Annotated in this window: 6 protein-coding genes; 2 read left to right on the top strand and 4 right to left on the bottom strand. The window is 73.0% G+C overall.

The features are described 5' to 3' along the window. Positions 1–294: 294 nt before the first annotated feature. Together A6A25_RS24975 and A6A25_RS24970 are read right to left on the bottom strand one after the other, a co-directional pair. Positions 295–834: a DUF1062 domain-containing protein gene (locus A6A25_RS24975; protein WP_241828898.1), complete on the bottom strand. Its 540-nt coding sequence runs from the start codon at positions 832–834 to the stop codon at positions 295–297. 340 nt (positions 835–1,174) lie between these two features. After that, a complete protein-coding gene (locus A6A25_RS24970) occupies positions 1,175–5,449 on the bottom strand; it encodes a S8 family serine peptidase (RefSeq protein WP_083668643.1) in 4,275 nt (1,424 codons plus the stop codon). A gap of 283 nt (positions 5,450–5,732) precedes the next feature. Here A6A25_RS24970 and A6A25_RS24965 point away from each other — a divergent pair, with 283 nt between their 5' ends. Next, positions 5,733–8,888 carry a S8 family peptidase gene (locus A6A25_RS24965; protein WP_073893810.1) on the top strand — a complete coding sequence of 1,052 codons (3,156 nt, stop codon included), beginning with the start codon at positions 5,733–5,735 and terminating at the stop codon, positions 8,886–8,888. 37 nt (positions 8,889–8,925) lie between these two features. Here the strand turns inward: A6A25_RS24965 and A6A25_RS24960 are convergent, their stop codons facing one another. Together A6A25_RS24960 and A6A25_RS24955 are read right to left on the bottom strand one after the other, a co-directional pair. Then, on the bottom strand, positions 8,926–11,655 hold the full coding sequence (locus tag A6A25_RS24960; protein WP_143193376.1) for an nSTAND1 domain-containing NTPase: 2,730 nt from the start codon (positions 11,653–11,655) through the stop codon (positions 8,926–8,928). A 105-nt stretch (positions 11,656–11,760) separates the two neighbouring features. Beyond that, the gene (locus tag A6A25_RS24955; RefSeq protein ID WP_073893804.1) at positions 11,761–12,852 is read right to left on the bottom strand and encodes a polysaccharide deacetylase family protein; all 1,092 of its coding nucleotides are present in this window, start codon (positions 12,850–12,852) and stop codon (positions 11,761–11,763) included. 308 nt (positions 12,853–13,160) lie between these two features. Between A6A25_RS24955 and A6A25_RS24950 the strand changes: the two genes are divergently transcribed. Further along, the gene (locus A6A25_RS24950) at positions 13,161–14,441 is read left to right on the top strand and encodes a hypothetical protein (protein WP_073893802.1); all 1,281 of its coding nucleotides are present in this window, start codon (positions 13,161–13,163) and stop codon (positions 14,439–14,441) included. Positions 14,442–14,506: the final 65 nt, after the last annotated feature.

Here is a 14,506-nt window from a genome sequence, read left to right as displayed (position 1 = left end):
GACGGCGTCCACCGCCCGTCCCACCGCATCCAGCGGCGTCCACGCCCGGCACCCCGGCCCGCCACCGCGCCCGGTCCCGTCCGCACCCCCGACCACCGACGAATCCGGTGTTTGCCCAGTTGACAGCGATCCCACGGCGTCCAACGGCTTGATCCCACGCCCCTGGGCCCCGGTATGGTCGTCGGGCAACCGCATTTCGACCCCGATCGCTCGCCGTGCAGCCGACGACCGGGGTCCGGCGGCCTCCTGTTGGCCCAGGAGACCGCCACCACTGCCACCCGCGTGACGACGACTTCAGCGGACGGAGAAGCCGAAGTCCGCGCGCACCTTCGCGTCGAGGTCCACGGGCAGGAGGAGCCGTCCGGCGTCGACCTCGGCCCGCACCGCGGACCGGCTCAGGCCGAACCCGGTCGTGAGCAGCTTCCCGACCCGGACGGGCGCGGGCAGCTCGAACCTGACGAAGACCTCGAACGACACCGGGTCGTCGTGCTCCAGGTCGTAGAACGGCAGGTCGGTCTCCAGCTCCCAGGTGCCGCCCCAGTCGAGCCGGTAACCGGACCTGCCCGCCAACGCCGCGTCCATGGCCACCTCGCGCACCGCGGCCGGGTCGTTGTCCTCGAACATCAGCAGCCGTCGGTGGTCCAGTGCCCGCACGTGGACGCGCTCGTGGACCGGGATCTTCGACGTGCGGCCGCACAGCTCGCAGCCGACCAGCAGCCAGACGTCGAGGAGCTTGCCGCCGGCGTTCACCCGGAACTTGCCGGTCGGGTGGTGTCGCGCGGACCTGCACGACACGCAGGGCTTGACGATGGCGGGCAGGCCGAGCTCCCTCACCACCCACAGGGATTTGCGGTCGACGTCGGCTGAGCGGGGCACACGGGTACTGCGGAAGTGGTTCACGGTTTCGGTGAACTCCAAGACTCACGGGGAGGCGCCGGGCGGCAGCGGTTCACCGCGCCGCGAGTCGCCTCCCGGATCCAGTGGCAGGCGGCGGGCGCCGGGAACCCGGTGCACCGCCGTGGGGCGCGACGTCGCAGATCACGTCGCGTGCGGGAAGTCCGTGCCTACTGGTCCATGCTCGCCATGATGTTCACCCGAAGGCCGTCGGGCAACGGGTTTTCAGTCCGGTGGGTCCGGTCCCGCGACCATGCGGCCGCAGGACCGGACGTCCTGACTACCTGACGCCCACCGGTTCGGCCACGACCAGCTCATCGGCGTTGGTGACCGAGATACCGGTGCCGGTGAACGTGTCGGACACGGTGTAGGTGCCGGTCGCGCGCACCAGCAGCGACATCCGCCACGTGTGCTCCGCCCCGGCGGCCACCGCCGCGTCGGCCACGACGGTGCCGGTCAACGCGCCGCCGTCGCGGGTCAGCGCCACGCGTTGCCACGTGCTACCGACCCTCAGCCGCAGCACCACGTCGCTCGGTGCCAGTGCCCGGTCGGCCGCGACGCGCACCGTCCACGACAGGGGCCCGGAGTCGGCGGTGCCGCGGTTGACCGCGCGAACGTCGTACTGGGTGTGCGTGCCCGGTGCGAACGTGCCGCGCGTGTCGGTCACGACCACGTCGGCCACCGGCTCCGGCCCGACCCGCAGCCGCGCCTCGCCGGTGAGGTCACCGGAGTAGCCGCCGGTGTCCACGTCCAGCGCCAACCGGTACGACCCGTGCGCGGTGCCCGGGTCGAGGGTGAACGCGTAGGGCCGCGCGTTCCAGTTGATCGAACCGGCCCGCACCGGGGTGCCGTCCGGCGCGAACAGCCGCAGGATCGGCTTGAGCTCGTTCGGCGCCGCCGCCCGGACCAGGCCCTCGACGTCCTCCAGCGCCGCCCGTTCCGGAAGGTTCAGGAACGGCCGCACGGCCGAGGCCATCACCGTGGCGAACGGCACGCCGTGCGCGTCGGTCACCGACCAGTCCACGGTGGCCTTGCCGTCCTCACCGACCACGACGTCGCCGAGCGAGACCTTCGCCGGACCGCCGAACACGAACGGGACGTCGTACGGGGTGGTCCAGTCGAGCCCGCCGACCGTCGTGCTGGGCAGGAACCAGTCCTGCTCCAGGTGGCGCACCGAGTGCACGGTGACCGCCTCGTACCGGTCCAGCGTCGCCACCAGGGTGCCCGGTTCGTAGCGGTACCCGTGCGGCGCGGTGCCCGCGGGCCGCAGGAACACCGAGCCGGTGTGCCGCGCGTCGGCGGCGTCGAGCGCGATGTCGGCCCGCACGGCGAAGTTCTCGCCGATGGACGACGTGCGCACACCACCGGCGAGCACCCGCGGTGCGAACGTGACCACGTCGTCGTCGATCACGGTGATCTGGCGGTGCAGCAGGTAGGCGTCGCCGCCGCCCTCGGGCGTCGGCTTGCGCACCACCAGCGTGTACCGGCCGACGGTGTCCGGGATCTCGAACGACAGCCTGCCCGCGCCGTCGGTCTTGCCGAGCCCGCGGACCTGGCCACCGCTGATCAGCTCGACCACCGCACCGGCCAGCGGGCCGACCGCCGCCGCACCCGGCGCGTCCACCGTGGACACGGCGAGGTCGACGCGCGGCGCGCGCACCCGGAACGAGCCGGTCAGGTGCCCGACCTCGACCGTGAAGGTGCCCAGCTTGTCGGGGTCGACGGTCCACGTGACCGTCTTCGACTGGCCGGCCGCCAGCTGCACGGGCGTGGTCGTGTGGGCCGTGCCGCCGACCTTGAGCACCGCGTTGTAGGTGCCCGCCGACGAACCGACGTTTTTGACCTGCACCGTCACCGTGACGTTCTCGCTGGCCTTCACCAGGCCCGGCGACACCTTCAGGTCGTGCAGCGCGTAGTAGGGCTGGTCCGGGTCCGGCGCGGGCGAGGCCCAGTCGATCGCGCGCAGGAACAGGTCGGTCGCCTGGGTCGTCCAGTCGGCCGGGCCCCTGGTCGCCGACACGCCGTGCAGCGACAGCAGCACGTGCCGGTTCTTGGCCCGCTGGTCGACGCCGATGCCGCCGCCCATCACGCCGTCGACCGTCCGGCCGAGGCCCGCGATGGTCTGCCTGCCCTCACCGGAGTAGCCGTCGAACCACGCGACCCACTTCGCCCTGGTGCTGTCGTCGAGCGGGATGCGGTCGCCGACCGCGTACCCCTCGAAGATCGGGTGCGCCGCGGTCACCTCGTAGTACGACACGGCCGACGTGCTGCCGCCGGAGTTGTACCCGGTCGACACGGGCTGCCCGGTGTGCTTGGACAGCTGCCGGATGCCGTTGCCCGTGGTGTTGGCGTGGTCGGTGAAGATCACGCCGGTGCCGTTGGCGTCGGTCGCGTCCAGGAACGCCTGGAACCTCACCGGGTCGTAGTTCGAGGTCAGGATGCCGTAGCCGAGCACGACGGTCGCGTGCTGCGCCGCCTTGTCCAGCTCGTTCCAGTTGTAGTACGCGGTCTCGACCCCGCGTGGCGCGAACACGACGTCGCGGTACTGGTTCGCCCGCGTCTCGGAGCTGTCCACGATCGCCACCTTGCGCGCCGGTGGGCCGAACGTGAAGTCGGCGGTGGTGGCCTCGCCCGCGACGACGGTCACCTCGACCTCGCCGGGCGCCCGGAACGTCGGGTACGAGGCGGCCACCCGGTAGGTGCCCGCGGGCACGCCGTTGATCGTGTACGTGCCGTCGGCGCCGGAGACCGCGGACAGGTCGGCGGGCACGCCGAGCACCTTGACCGTGACGCCGGGGATCCCGGCGCCGGAGCCGTCGAGCTTGGCCACACCGGTCACCCGGCCGTAGGGCGCGGGGGTGAGCACGACGTCGACCGCGGTGAACGAGCCGGGGGCGACCGTGGCGTTCGCCGTGGTCTTGCCGAACCCGAACGCCTCGACGGTGACGGTGTAGTCACCGGGTTCGAGCCTGCTGGTGAACGAGCCGTCCGCGCCGGTGGTGACGGTGCGGCCGCCCGGCTCGACCCGGACGGTGGCGCCGGCGACCGGCGAGCCGGACGCGGCGTTGGTGACCACGCCCCGCACGCCCGAGTCGAGCGCGACGAACCGGGTCGCCTCGTAGGCGTTGATGCGGCCCTTGCCGAACCGGGTGTCCGGCGGGGCGCCCGCGTACCGGTCGTCCCAGAACGCCGTGTCCGCCAGCACGTCCACCACCTCGGACACCGGCAGGTCACCGGCGGCCGACAGCATCAGCGCGACGGTGCCCGCCGTGTGCGGGGTGGCCATCGACGTGCCGGACAGGGTCCGGTAGCCGCCGCCCGGCGAGGCCGAGTGGACGTCCACGCCCGGTGCGGAGATGTCCGGCTTCACCCAGCTCGTCGGCCACTCGGCGGGCGGGTTGGTCCACTGGTCCTTGCGCACGACGGCGCCGCAGGAGAACGACGCGACGCTGTCGGAGCTGTCGGTCGCGCCGACGCCGACGGCTTCGAACACGTTGCCGGGGCTGGCCGTGCCGAGAGAGCCGCAGTTGTTGCCGATGGCGAAGGCCGGGAACGAGCCGAGCGCGCGGATGGCCCGCGTCGGCTGGACCATCGCGGCCTGGAAGCCGTTGCCGCCCAACGACATGCTGACGATGTCCGCGGGGCGTCCGGCCGGGTTGCCCGCCGCGTCGACCGGCGCGATGGCCCACTGCATGCCCGCCGCGACCTGCGCGAACGAGCCGCTGCCGCCGGGGATCACCAGGCCGTGCATCATCTCGGCGCCGGGTGCGACGCCGATCGCGGTGCCGGAGGTCGCGCCGCCGTGGATGGTGCCCGCCACGTGGGTGCCGTGGTAGGCGGAATCACGCGGCGCGGAGGCGACGAGGTTGCCCGTCGAGTCGAACTCCATCCAGCCGCCGGGGTGCTTGGCGTCGGCCGGGTCGTCGGTGACCATCTTGCCGGCCAGGTCCGGGTGGGTGATGTCCACGCCGGTGTCCAGGGTCGCGATGCGCACGCCGCTGCCGTCGACACCGAGTTCGCCCCAGACCCGGGCCGCCTCGATCTTCTGCAGGCCCCAGGTGAGCTCGGCGGCCGGGGTGACCTCCGCGGTGCTCGTGACCGGGTCGGGCGCGGTGAGCTCGAAGTTCGGGATCAGCTGCTCCACGCCGGACACGGCGGCGAGCGAGTCGAGCGTGTCGACGTCCGCGGGGAACTCGACCAGCAGCATGTTGGTGAGCCAGAAGCGGTTGACCACGGTCGCGGTCTCGCCGATCGCCTCGGCGACCTCGGCCTGGGTGTCGGCCGCGTGGTCGCGGAGGGTGGCGAGGACCTCGTCGCGGTCGCCGGACAGTTCGGCGTTCGGGAGCATCAGCAGCGCCCGCACCGGCTCGCCCGCGGCGGTGGCGCGGACTTCGGCGACGAGTTCGGGCGCGACGGTCGCGGAGGTGGGGTCGGCCGGTGGCGCGGAGGTCGGGGCGAGCGCGGCGAACAGACCCACGGCGGTCGCGAGGGCGAGCCCGGGTCTCGTCCAGCGTCTCGGAGAACGTCTGTGCTCGGGCAGGGGCAGGTGGCGCATCCGGCGTCTCCTAGGTGTGAAGTTTTTACCCCTAAGACGATGGTTGAAATTCACTTTCGGTCAAGAGATCGCCCGGCGCTACGTTCGGACCCGAATGCCACATCCCGCCGCACCCGGTCGCGCGCGACATCGAGGCCGGACGGTGTTCACAACACGTTGTTCAGCTCGCTCGGGCTGAACCTGAACACGCGCCGCGCCGCTTGACTGGCGGCCTCACCACGGGGCTCGTGGCGCGAACACCGCCGGCGCCACGAGCCCCTCCCCCACGAAATACGGAGGCTCCGTGGCGCGAAGAGCAGTGGCGCTCGCACTCACCGCCGCACTGGTCGCGGCAGTGCCCGCGCACGCCGCACCGGACCGGACGCGGCACGGCGGCGGGCCGGGCGAGGCGTCGCCGACCGATCGGAAGACGGTCACGCTCGTCACCGGCGACCGGGTCGTCCTGGCCGGTGACCGACTCCTCTCGATCACCCCCGCCGCGCACCGGGGGAACGTCCCGTTCCAGGTCACCCGGCACGGGGGCAGGCTGCACGTCGTCCCCGCCGACGTGGCGGGCAAGCTGGCCGAGGGTCGGGTGGACCGGCGGCTGTTCGACGTCACCGGGCTGGTCGAGGCCGGGTACGACGACGCGCACCGCGACACCGTGCCGGTGATCGTCTCCGGTGGCCGCCCGCCGTCGGGTGCGCGGGTGGCCGACGCGCTGCCGACCGTGGACGCGGTGGCGGCCGAGGTGCCGAAGGCGACCGGGTGGCGGGACCTGCCCGAGGGCACGGGCAAGGTGTGGCTGGACGGGATGGCCCGCCCGCTGCTGGACCGCAGCACCGCGCAGGTGGGCGCACCGGTGGCGTGGGCGGCGGGGCTGACCGGCGCGGGCGTGACCGTCGCGGTGGTCGACACCGGTGTGGAGGGCGACCACCCGGACCTGGCCGGGCGGGAGGTCGCCGGGCGCGACTTCACCCACGAGCAGGACGGGATCGACCACTACGGCCACGGCACGCACGTCGCGGCCACCATCGCGGGCCACCGCGCGCCCTACCGGGGAGTCGCCCCGGACGCGCGGCTGCTCGACGCCAAGGTGTGCGACCGCCGGGGCTTCTGCCCGGAGTCCACGATCATCGAGGGGATGCGCTGGGCCGCGGAGCAGGGCGCGGACGTGGTGAACGTCAGCCTCGGCCTGGTCGCCAGCGACGACGTCGACCCGGTGGAGGCGGCCGTGGACGCCCTGTCGGCCAGCCACGGCACGCTGTTCGTCGTCTCGGCGGGCAACACCGGTGACCAGGCGGCCACGGTGCTCTCCCCCGGCACGGCCGACTCCGCGCTGACCGTCGGCGCGGTGCACCGCGACGAGTCGCTCGCCGACTTCTCCAGCCGCGGCCCGAGGCCGGCCGACGGCGCGGTCAAGCCCGACATCACCGCGCCCGGTGTGGACATCGTCGCCGCCAAGCCGAGCACCCAGGTCCTCGGCACACCGGTCGGCGAGCACCACATGGCCCTGTCCGGCACGTCCATGGCCGCACCGCACGTCGCCGGCGCGGCGGCGCTGCTGGCTCAACGGCACCCGGACTGGACCGGCGCTCGGCTGAAGGCGGCGCTGACCGCGTCGGCCCGGCCGAACCCGGCGCTGGGCGTGCACGAGCAGGGCTCGGGTCGCCTGGACATCGCCGCGGCGCTGGCCGCGACGGTCACCAGCGAGCCGACGTCGGTCGTCCTCGGCAGGCACGAGTGGCCGCACGACGACGACGTGCCCACCACGAAACCCCTCGCCTACCGCAACGACGGGGCACAGCCGGTCACGCTCGACCTGGCCGTCCAGGCGCGCGGACCGGCCGGCGCGGAACAGCCGGTGTTCTCGGTGTCCCCGACGCGGGTCACCGTCCCGGCGGGCGGCACCGCCGAGGTCGCCGTGACCGGTGATGCGCGGCAGGGGTCCGTGGACGGCGCGTACTCGGGTTCGGTGGTGGCGACCGAGGCGGGCGGCGCGGTGGTGCTGCGGACGCCGGTCGGGCTGCACCGCGAGGTGAAGAGCCACCCGGTCACCTTCGCCTACCCCGGCGCGCCGGAGGGCAGGCAGCTGACGCTGCTGCTGAACATGGTCACGGGCGCGCAGACCTACGTGCGGGACGGCACCGCGAGGCTGCCCGAGGGCGACTACGTGGTGCAGGCGCTGCTGGGCCCGGAACGCGGCCCGCACACCATGGTCTTCCGGCCGCACCTGCGGGTGGAGGCCGCGACGCACGTCGTCCTCGACGCGCGCACGGCCGGGCCGCTGGAAGTCGTCGCACCCGACCCAACGGCGACGCCGGACCTGCACCGCCTGGTGGTCGAGCGCAGGCTCGGCGAGCACACCGCGAGCGTGGCCGTGCACCACCCCGGCGGCTTCCCACCCGGCACGCGGGTGGGCCACGCGGGGCCGTCGCTGCCCGCGGGCGAGTTGGACGTGTTCGTGGCCGCGCAGTCCGCGAGCCCTTCGGCCGCCTACTGGCTGGGGTGGGCGGTGCAGGGCCGGGTGCCCGACGGGTTCGTGCGCCGGCCGCGCGAATCCGACCTGGCCAAGGTGCGCACCACGATCGCCCTGAAGTCCTCCGGCGGGCCGCGGGACCTCGGCGGCCACGTGGTCACGCCGTCCGGTAGGGCCGGTCCGATGTTCTTCACCGACGTCACCTCGACCCCGGTTGCCACGAGGTACACGACGCCGGACATCGGCTGGCGGGCGTTGTTCTTCGACGAGAGGTTCTTGATGAGCGGTAACGAGGAGCGGTACGGCGCGGGCCTGACCTACGACAGGTCGTTCGGCGCGCCCGTCATCGGCCCGGTGATGTACTCCGGTGACTACCCGAACCTGACGCGCGCCGGGAACGAGATCGCGTTGTCGCTGTCGCTGTTCGGCGACCGGGAGGGCAACGAGGGTTACTCCCGGACCACGTCCGCGCGGACGGCGCTGTACCGCGACGGTGAGCTGGTGGGCGAGAACGACAGCGCCGGGCACGGCGTGTTCCGGGTGCCGCGGGGTCCGGGGTTGTTCCGGGCGCGGGCCGAGGTGACACGTGCGCCGGAGGTCTCGGACCTCAGCACGCACATCGTGGTCGACTGGACGTTCCGCTCGGACACGACCACCCGGGAACAGCGGCTGCCGATGTCGGTGGTGCGGTTCACCCCCGCGCTGGACCACGCGGGCAGCGCGCCCGCGTACCAGCCGCTGACCGTGCCGCTGGTGGTGGACCGGCAGCGCGGTGTGGACAACCCGCCGTTGCGCCACTTCCGGGTGGACGTGTCCTACGACGACGGGCAGAGCTGGACGAGCCTGCCGGTGTTCGGCCGCGCCGCGCTGGTGGGCAACCGCGCCGAGCCGGGGACGTTCGTCTCCCTGCGCGTGCAGGCCGACGACGGCCGGTACCGGAAGCTGAGCCAGACCGTGATCCGGGCCTACCGGCTGCGTTGACGGGTCCGTGACGGCGCCGGGTGGGCCACCGGCGCCGTCACGGGCACAGCGGTCGTGGCGACAGCCCCGGGAAGTGCGCCGCCCAGTCGACGTCGGCCGGGTCGGCGCACACGTCGCGCACCACGCGGTCGAGGTCCACCGCGAGCCGCCACAGCGCGCCTTCGCGCGTGGTGAGCAGCAGGAGTTCGCCGGTGGCGGGGTCGTAGCGGGAGGAGGTGAACTCCACGCCCGGCGCCCGCAGCGACAGCGGTTCCCGTCCGCCGGTGAGGTCCCACAGCCACACCGAGTCGCGGTGCACCGCCGAGACGGCTCGGCTGTCGTGGGAGAACTCGACCAGGGCCTGCCCGGGGATCGCGTCCGCCTCCAGCACCGGCGTCGTCCCGCCCGCGGGGCCGAGCACGGTGAGGTGCGCGCGGTCGAGGTCGGAGACGGCGAGCGCGCCTGCCGGACCGGTCACCAGCCCGAGCCGGGTGGAGCGGCTGAGCACCGGGGCCACCCGGCCGTCCAGGTACCGCACCTCCACGTCGCGGCGGTCGCCGTCACGGCGGACCACGACCACGCCCGTGCCGTCCTGCAACGGCATGGCGTTCTCGACGCCGTCGCCGGGCAGGCGCGTGGGTGTGGTGTCACCGGGTCGCCAGTAGACCGCGGCCCCGTCCTTGAAGCCGGCCACGAGGGTGCCCGCCGCGTCGATGCCCTGGGGGAACGGCCAACCGGTCACGGCGGACGTCCGGCGGGGTGCGTCGGGATCGGCGAGGTCCCAGATCTCGAAGTGGTCGGGGAAGACCACCGTGACCGCGGTGCTCTCGTCGGCGCTGACCAGGTTGAGGAAACCATTGGGCGGCACGATGATCCCACCGGCTTGCCGCCGGTCCGGACCGTCACCGACCCAGAGGCGGTAGGTGATCTCGTCGGATGCCCGGTCGTACTCGTCGTGCGTCACGGCGAAGCGGCCGGGTAAGCGCGCGTGCCCCTTGCCCAGGGTGGTGGCGGTGCTCGCGGCACGCGCCAGCAGCAGGGCGTCGCGGGCCTCGGTGGTGGGCGCGACGCGGTAGGCGGCCAGGGCGAGCGCCGCCGCGTCACGCGGGCGGGCCAGCAGGTCCAGGGCGGCGTCGGCGGCGCGCAGCGACAGTGCCTGGTTGCGCTCACGGGTGGCGGCGAACTGGGTGCTGACGGCGTAGGCGGTCGTGACGGCGAGCAGCAGGACGACCGCGGCGAGGCAGGCGACGAGACGCCGCAACCGCCGCACGCCCCGCCGGCGCAGCGCCTCCCGGTCCCGTTCGGCGGCCAGGCCCGCGTCGACGAACTCGCGTTCGGCCTCGTTGAGCCGGGGTGCCAGGCGACGTGCCTGCTCCAGGTGGACGCCGCGGTAGAGGGCGTCCGGGTCGCGGTCGTGCGCGCGCCAGGCGTCGGCGGCGCTGGTGAGCCTGCGGTGGGCGCGCAACGCGTCGCGGTCCTCGGCGAGCCAGTCCACCAGCCTCGGCCACGCGCGCAGCAGCGCCTCGTGGGTCAGTTCGACGGTGTCGCGGTCGAGCGTGATCAGCCTGGCCGCGGCGAGCCGGTCGAGCAGCGCGTCGCTCGCGGGCAGTTCGGCGCGGGACACCCGGCGGCGGGTGTCCTCGGTGCCGTCGCCGGGGGTGACCAGGCGCTGGAACACCTGCCGTGCCGCCTGCTTGTCCGGCTCGGGCAGCGCTTCGTGGACCTGTTCGGCGGTGCGGGCCAGGGCGTGTTCGACGCCGCCCGCGTCCTCGTAGCCCGCCAGGGTGAGCACCGCGCCGCGGCGGCGGTGCCACGTCTCGACCAGCACGTGCGAGGCCAACGGCAACGCGCCCTGGTGCGCGGCGACGTCCGCGATCAGGCGGGCCACCAGCGAGTTCTCCAGCGAGACGCCCCGGCGGGCGGCGGGCTCGATGACGGCGCGGCGCAGCTGTTCGGGGCTCATCGGGCCGACGAGCGACTGGGAGCGGTGCAAGGCGTCCAGCAGCTCGGGGTGGCGGGCGCAGTGGCCGTAGAAGTCGGCGCGCACGCCGAGGACGACGCGGGCGGCACCGGCGGCGTGGGTGAGCGCCCGCACCAGCCATCGGCGGTCGGGCTCCGCGCAGAGCGTGAACACCTCTTCGAACTGGTCGACCACCAGTAACAGGTCGTCCGCGGCCCGCCGCAGCAACACCCGAAGGTGCTCGGGGTCGGCGGCCAGTTCGGCGCGGACGTCGACCGGCGACCGGCGGCCGGCCAGTGCCGCCGCCAGCTCGGTGATCGGGTCCGAGCCCGGCGTGATGATCACGTGCTCGCCCCACCGCGCGGCCAGACCCGCGCGCAGCAAGGAGGACTTGCCCGCACCGGACGCGCCGAACACCCCGACGAAGGGCCGTTCGCGCACCAGCGCGAGCAGCCTGCCCACCTCGGCCTCGCGGCCGAAGAACCGGTCGGCGTCGGTGACCTGGTAGGAGGCCAGTCCCACGTACGGCGCGTCGCCGTGGTCCGCGGTCTCCGCCGCCAGTTCACGCCAGCGGGCCGTCCACTCCTCGACGTCTCCCCCGCAGGCGCGGACGAACGCCCTGGTCACCGCCAGGCTCGGCAGCCTGCGCCCGGACACCGCCTCGGACAGCGCGGCGGGCGAGTAGTTCGCCAGGCGGCCGAGTTCGCGGTAGGACGGCAGCCCGGCGGCGCGCCGCAGCCGCCGCAGGTCACCGGCGAACCTCAGCAGCGGCGTGTCCTCCTCGACCAGCGGACGTTCCAGGCGCGGCACCCGTACCCCCTTCGACACCTCGATTCTCCCGGTTGGAGATCGCGGGGCGAGGGCCGCCATCCGGACCAACGGACGCGCCGGTGTGCCCTCGTGCTTCGAGGGGCACACCGGCGCGGTTCACGGTCAGGGGCTGGTGCAGGTCAGGGCACCGGCCGTGGGGTTGCTCCCGCTGACGATGAAGCCGAAGGTGGTCGAGGCGTTGGGCGCGAGGGTGCCGTTCCACGCCGCGTTGCGCACCGCGGCCTCCGGGCCCGTCCCGACGAGCACACCGCCCCAGACCTGGGTGATCTGCCCGGAGCCCAGTGACCAGCGCACGGTCCAGCCGGTGATCGCCGAACCGGCCGTCACCTTGACCTCGCCCTGGTAGCCGCCCTGCCACGAGTTCACCGTGCGGTAGGAAGCGGCGCACGCACCGGTCGGCGGCGTCGTGGTGCTGGTCGTGGTCGTAGTGGTGGTGGTCGTTGTCGTTGTCGTTGTCGTGCCCGGCGGGTTGTCGGTCGGTGCGACGGCCCGGCCGGTCGACGGGGAGATCATGCCGGCGCAGAGGTTGCGGGCGGCGAGGTTGGCGGCGATCTGGGGGACGGCGTTGATGGTGGTCTGGTAGCCGTCGTGCATCAGCATGACGCCGCCGTTCTGCAACGTCGACGCGGCTTGGACGATCTGGGCGGTGCTCGCGCCGGCCCAGTCGCGGGAGTCGACGTTCCAGAGCACCTCGGTCAGCCCGAACTGGGCTTCGACGGCTTTGAGGGTGCTGTTGGTCTCGCCGTAGGGCGGGCGGAACAGCTTGGGCGCGACGCCGGTCGCGGACTGGATCGCCTGTTGGGTCCGGGAGATCTCGGAGGTCATCTGGGCCTGGCTGAGCTGGGTCATGTGGGGGTGCGACCAGCTGTGGTTCTCCACCCACATCCCGGCATCGCGCTGGCTGCGCGCCAGTGCCTGGTTGGCCTGCACGGCGTTGCCCTGGTTGAAGAACGTCGCGCGCAGGCCCGCCGAGCGCAGCGCGGTGAGCAGTTGGGTGGTGGTGCCGGGCTTGGGGCCGTCGTCGTAGGTCAGCGCGACGTAGCCGCCGGAGCAGTCGGCGGCACTGGCCGCGGTCTGCGGCAGCACCACGGCCAGCGCGCCCAACAACCCGACCGCGCCGGCCAGCGCCGCGAGACGTCGCCGCGCACCGTGCGCCACCGGCCTGCCGGCGACGGTGACAGCAGTTCTGGACATCACTTCCTCCAAGGGTCGAACCGGCAAGAGTGACCGAAAGTTGCGATCGCTCAGCCTGAGTCTTTCGCAAAAGTAGGTCGGATGATCGACCGCGTCAACCTGGCAATTCACCTATAGAGACGCAAGACAGCAGGCAGACGCCGGCGATAGGACTATTCGCAGCAGCGGGCCCGGTGTCCGAAAGTTTCGACACTCATGGGCTGGTAGCCGGGATTCCGTGTTGATCGTTAGCTGGACGTTGGCGCGGCGTTGGTGGTGGTCATTTGACTGCCAGGGTCAGGCGTTTCACGTTGAGGAAGGCCCTGCTCATGGCAACAGGCACCGCCGAGGTGGCACCCGCGCACACCTTGCAGAGGAAGGTCTCGGTCGGGGCCGACGTCGACCAGCGGATCGAGACGATCGCCAAGGAGGCGGAGGCCGAGCCGCAGTCCGTGGTGGGCCTGCCGACCGGCGCCCAGGTCCCCGACGACCCGCTCGCGGCCCTGCGCGGCGTCGCCGGGTGGGCGGTCGACTACGTGACCTTCCTGCTCGAGCCGATCGAACAGCTCAAGGGCGACCAGCCGAGCGTGCAGGCCACCGTGGACGCGATCCGCTCGACCGCGGACCGGATGCGTGAGCTGGCCTCGACCCAGCGCGAGACGCTGGCCAAGCCCGAGGGGTGGACCGGCACGGCCCGGGACGCCTACCAGACCAGCATGGAACGCCTCGGCGACGAGCTGGACTCGCTGGCCAACGCCATGGCGGCGAAGGGCGTGGTCGTCGAGAACACCGGTGCGATGGTGCAGGCGCTGCGCGAGGCCCTGCTGTACACGGTCGACCAGTACTCCAACTCGCTGGCGCCGGGCGCGATCTTCGCCTACGCGTTCGCACCGGTCACGTTCGGTGTCTCGATCGCGATGTTCCTGGCCTCGGTGGTGGACAGCGCGAAGCAGCTCGGCATGTCCATGGCGGCCAAGATGGATGCCCTGAACGCGGCGCTGACCCGCCAGGTCGACCGGACCAAGATGCTCGACACCATCTCGGACGAGGTCGCGCAGGGCTGGGAGCGGTTCGAGGCCGCGGCCGGCGGCACGGCGATGAAGTCGGCCCAGGCCGTGTCCAGGATGGCGGTGAGCGAGCGCGACGCCCTGGCCGAACCGATGATGAGGGCCCAGCGGGTCACCGCTCAAGCCGTGCCGGAGACGATGGTCCAGCGCGAGCAGACAGTCCAGGCGGAACCGATGATGAGGGCTCAGCGGGTCACCGTCGAGGCCGAACCGGCGATGATGGTCCAGCGCGAGCACGTCGTCCAAGCCCAGCCGGCCGTGCAAGCCGAACACGTGGTCCACGCGCGTCCAGCCGTGCAAGCAGAGCACATGGTGCAGATGACCCGGGCCGAGGCACCTCTCTACCAGCAAGTCCAGCCGCTGCAGCCCACCCGGGCGGAAGCGCCCCTGTACCGCGAGCTGGAGCCGTTGCAGGCGACCCGCGCCGAAGCGCCCCTGTACCGCGAAGTCCAACCGCTGCAGGCCACCTACGCCGAGAATCCCGTCCCCCAGTACCAACCCGCCGAACCGGCGACGGTCCGCAGGGTCGACGAGGTCGAGTAGGCCGAGGCGGTCGGTTCCCGATCGCCCGCGCCGAAAACCTTCCACCCCCCTGCGTTCCGCGGAGG

Origin of the sequence: Saccharothrix sp. CB00851 (assembly GCF_001905065.1) — a bacterium.
GTDB lineage: Bacteria > Actinomycetota > Actinomycetes > Mycobacteriales > Pseudonocardiaceae > Actinosynnema.
This window is presented reverse-complemented; position numbering and strand designations above follow the sequence as displayed.

What these genes read in the sequence shown, in the direction of transcription:
- A6A25_RS24970 (WP_083668643.1), bottom strand. Translation starts at nt 5,449, where the DNA reads ATGCGCCACCTGCCCCTGCCCGAGCACAGACGTTCTCCGAGACGCTGG.
- A6A25_RS24955 (WP_073893804.1), bottom strand. Translation starts at nt 12,852, where the DNA reads ATGTCCAGAACTGCTGTCACCGTCGCCGGCAGGCCGGTGGCGCACGGT.
- A6A25_RS24950 (WP_073893802.1), top strand. Translation starts at nt 13,161, where the DNA reads ATGGCAACAGGCACCGCCGAGGTGGCACCCGCGCACACCTTGCAGAGG.